Raw genomic sequence first — 3,688 nt, 5'->3', positions numbered from 1 at the left:
GCTTACATTGATGTGAGTACCTAGGAAATAGCAGCCTGCGATAGCGGTGTTGTCGACAAGATTTTCTCGCCTCAAAATAGATCACTTAATTTTAAGCTAATTGGTATTATATTGGCTCCTTTCAGCATGAGGGAACACATCATACATAAAGTCATATTAAGCCAATATTGGCTTTAGTTAAAATTAATTATAAAAAAGCCCAGTAAACTGGGCATTCTTAGGATTTAATCTAACATTTTGTTAAGTGCTTGAAGTGGGTGCTTTGGTTTTATTCCCTTAAAGCGTTTAACCTGACAGCGACAAGAGAAACCTGTCACTAATACTTCATCTAGAGCGGTGTTATCAATATGATGCTGCCAAGAGGATTCATAGAGCGCTCTTGAATTTTCTTGGTTTTGCGTTTCGTGGCCATAAGTTCCCGCCATGCCACAACATCCGGTATTAACCGCTTCTAAATTAGAGTTCAATTTATTAAAAATGCCTTGCCAAACACCTTTTGATTCAGGCATTGCTGTTGTTTCTGTACAGTGGCTTATTAACGTAAATTTTGACGGACTGATTGTCGCAGCCGTCGGGATTTCAACAGTTGAAAGCCATTCATGCGCCAATTGTACTTTAAAGTTACCCCTACTCTTTTTTAGGATATCATTATATTCATCGCGATAGCACATCACCAAAGAAGCATCGAGCCCAACTAGAGGCCTGTTATATTCACTGATTGTATTCAAAAACTGTGCAGCGCTGCTCGCGGTCGATTTAAATTCCTTTAAAAAACCTTTAACGTGTTGTGGTTTACCGTTTGGTTTAAATGGTAACACGAGTGGATAAAACCCAAGCTTTGATATAACTTGCACAAAGTCCGATACTAATTCCGCTTCATAGAAACTCGTAAAGGGGTCTTGAACAACAAATACTACGCTTTGCTGTTCTTCATCGCTTAACTTTTCGAAACGGCCCTCTGAATAGAAATATTTGTTCGGCACTAACTTGTTAAGCTGCATCTTACTTAGTGCCGGCGAGTCAACATAGCCAATTAGCCGTTCAACGAAAAAGTTTGATATTTTGTTACTTTGTAGGGCGTTAACTACATTTGGGAACTTGGCCATAGTAGGTAGTGCACGTTCAATGTTCGCAACTAGGTAGTCTTTAAGTGGTCGATTGTAACGACTGTAGTAAAAGTTTAAAAACTTAGCGCGAAACGTAGGAACATCAACTTTTATTGGGCATGCCGTTGTGCACGCTTTACAGGCTAAACATTCATCCATTGATGCTTTAACTTCATGGGAAAAGTCATATTCGCTTTTCTTACGGGTATTTAGAAAGCGCTCCCACCAAGTAGTGTCATTTTCATGGTTGATTAATTGTTTTTCTGTCGCAATCAAATCAACCCCTTTATTGTTTTGGAGTCTTAACCACTCTTTGAATAAGCCTGCACGTCCTTTTGGAGAGTTTCTGCGATCTTTGGTGACCTTGTACGATGGGCACATTGGTGATTTATCATCATAATTAAAGCAAAGTCCATTACCATTACAATTGATCGGTGCTTCGTAGTTTACTTTTACTTCAGTTGGGATTGTTCGGTCAAACCAAGCTCTTTTCTGCGCATCGACTGACACTAATTGGTCACCTGAATCCAGTGGTGTACAAATTTTTCCAGGATTTAAGCGATTGTTTTTATCAAACAAGCTTTTAATTTTACGAAGTTCATTAAATAGTTGCTCACCGAAAAACTCAGGTCCGTATTCACTTCGGTAACCTTTTCCATGCTCACCCCACATTAGTCCTCGGTATTTTGCGGTTAACGCCACTACCTTATCTGAGATCACACGTAGTAGTTTTTCCTGTTCAGGATCGCACATATCAAGCGCTGGGCGTACGTGTAAAACACCGGCGTCAACATGACCAAACATACCATAATCTAATTGATAACTATCAAGTAACTCTCTAAACTCAATGATAAAATCAGCAAGGTTTTCAGGTGGAACGGCTGTATCTTCAGCAAAAGCAAGTGGCTTTTTATTGCCCTTGGCGTTACCCAATAAGCCAACCGACTTTTTACGCATCGCATAAATCTTAAGGATATCCGCCTTATCATTGGTAAGCTGATAGCCAATAACACCTGCTTCTTTGTTCGCAATAAGCTGATCCAATCGTTGACATAAGCTATCGACTTTAGATGAAATTTCATCTTCTGATTCACCATTAAACTCAACCATGTTAAGACCTTGCATCTCAACACCGGGTACATCTTGAATTAAGTCCGATACTGAGTGCCAAATGATGTCTTCTTTGGCAAGACCTAAGACTTTACTGTCAACGGTTTCGACCGAAGTTGCATTAGCGGAAACCAAGAAAGGACTGTTTCTGAGTGCAGATTCAAATGAATCATACTTAATATTGATCAAAGTTTTAAATGGCTGAATTGGCGTTAAATTGAGTTTTGCTTCGGTGACAACACCAAGCGAACCTTCAGAGCCCGTAATAATTCGAGACAAGTCAAAAGTGGTTAGTGAATCGTCGAATACATTTTCGAGGTCATAACCCGTTAAAAAGCGGTTTAGTCTTGGAAATTTTTCAAGTATAAGTGCTCGATTGTTTCGACAGATCTCGATGACATTCGCATAAATGTGAGAAGTCTTTGAGTTTTGCTCAGCTAGTAACTCCGCTTTGTCAATTGCTAACTTTGAGGTATTTAGTTCTGTACCGTCCACCAAAAAGGTTTTTAACCCAAGTACATGATCGCTTGTTTTACCATAAACGAGAGAGCCTTGACCCGACGCATCAGTATTTACCATACCACCAATTGTTGCTCGGTTACTGGTGGAGAGATCTGGAGAAAAGAAATAACCGTAAGGTTTTAAAAAGTCATTAAGCTGATCTTTGATTACACCCGCTTGAACTCGAACCCAACCTTCTTGTTCATTGATCTCAAGAATTTCTCTCATGTGCCTCGAAAGATCTATCACGATACCTGGAGTAAGTGATTGACCATTAGTACCAGTTCCTCCTCCTCTCGGACCAAAGGTAAGAGATAAAAACGGGTCTTGTTGGGCGATTTCCAGCGCAAGCTGTACGTCTCGATTTGTTCTAGGAAACAATACAGCTTGAGGGATTTCTTGATAGATACTATTGTCGGTTGATGTAACAAGGCGAGTTGCATAACTCGAATCAATGTCTCCACTAAAACCTGCATCAATTAGTTTGCTTTGATAGAGGTTGATAAGTTCGTTTGCAGAATCCTGCTGACTAATATTTGCGATCATGACGGTATATTTTACTTGCTTTGAATTAATTGTATCACGAAGGATTAATGATCAACTTGAGAATTTTATGGTTTGTTACAATTGGAAATAGTTTATTTCACCATGCATCTTATACTCTTATTGTAAAGGAGGAAATAACATGAAAATTATTTACGACCTCGCTGGTATCGTGTTTTGCATTCTAGCATTGATCTTCTTTGTTGTGCCCGGTCCATCGATTATCTTTTTACTTGCGGCACTTGTGTGCTTTTCAATGAATCATGATGGTGCGAAGAAGCACCTAAAAAATGTGCAGCGTTTGTTTAAGCTTGGCTGCGAAAAGTTAGATAGGACATTTCAGAAATGAAATGGCCCCAATGTGTTACATTGGGGAAGTTAGATAGGACATTTCAGAAATGAAATGGCCCCAATGTGTTACATTGGGG

At 39.4% G+C, this 3,688-nt stretch carries 2 protein-coding genes; one reads left to right on the top strand and one right to left on the bottom strand.

Translation table 11 applies throughout. The features are described from left to right. Positions 1–224: 224 nt before the first annotated feature. On the bottom strand, positions 225–3,263 hold the full coding sequence (locus L1D50_RS22090) for an FAD-binding and (Fe-S)-binding domain-containing protein (protein ID WP_138523620.1): 3,039 nt from the start codon (positions 3,261–3,263) through the stop codon (positions 225–227). Positions 3,264–3,402: 139 nt separating this feature from the next. On the opposite strand from L1D50_RS22090, the gene L1D50_RS22085 reads away from it, so the two are divergent. Beyond that, entirely contained in the window at positions 3,403–3,609 is a 207-nt protein-coding gene (locus tag L1D50_RS22085) for a hypothetical protein (protein WP_128727067.1), read from the top strand. Positions 3,610–3,688 lie beyond the last annotated feature (79 nt).

Origin of the sequence: Pseudoalteromonas sp. Isolate6, from assembly GCF_022398435.1 — a bacterium.
GTDB classification, from domain to species: Bacteria; Pseudomonadota; Gammaproteobacteria; order Enterobacterales; family Alteromonadaceae; genus Pseudoalteromonas; species Pseudoalteromonas galatheae.
Note: the sequence above shows the minus strand (reverse complement) of the source record. Positions and strands in the feature narration are given on the sequence as shown.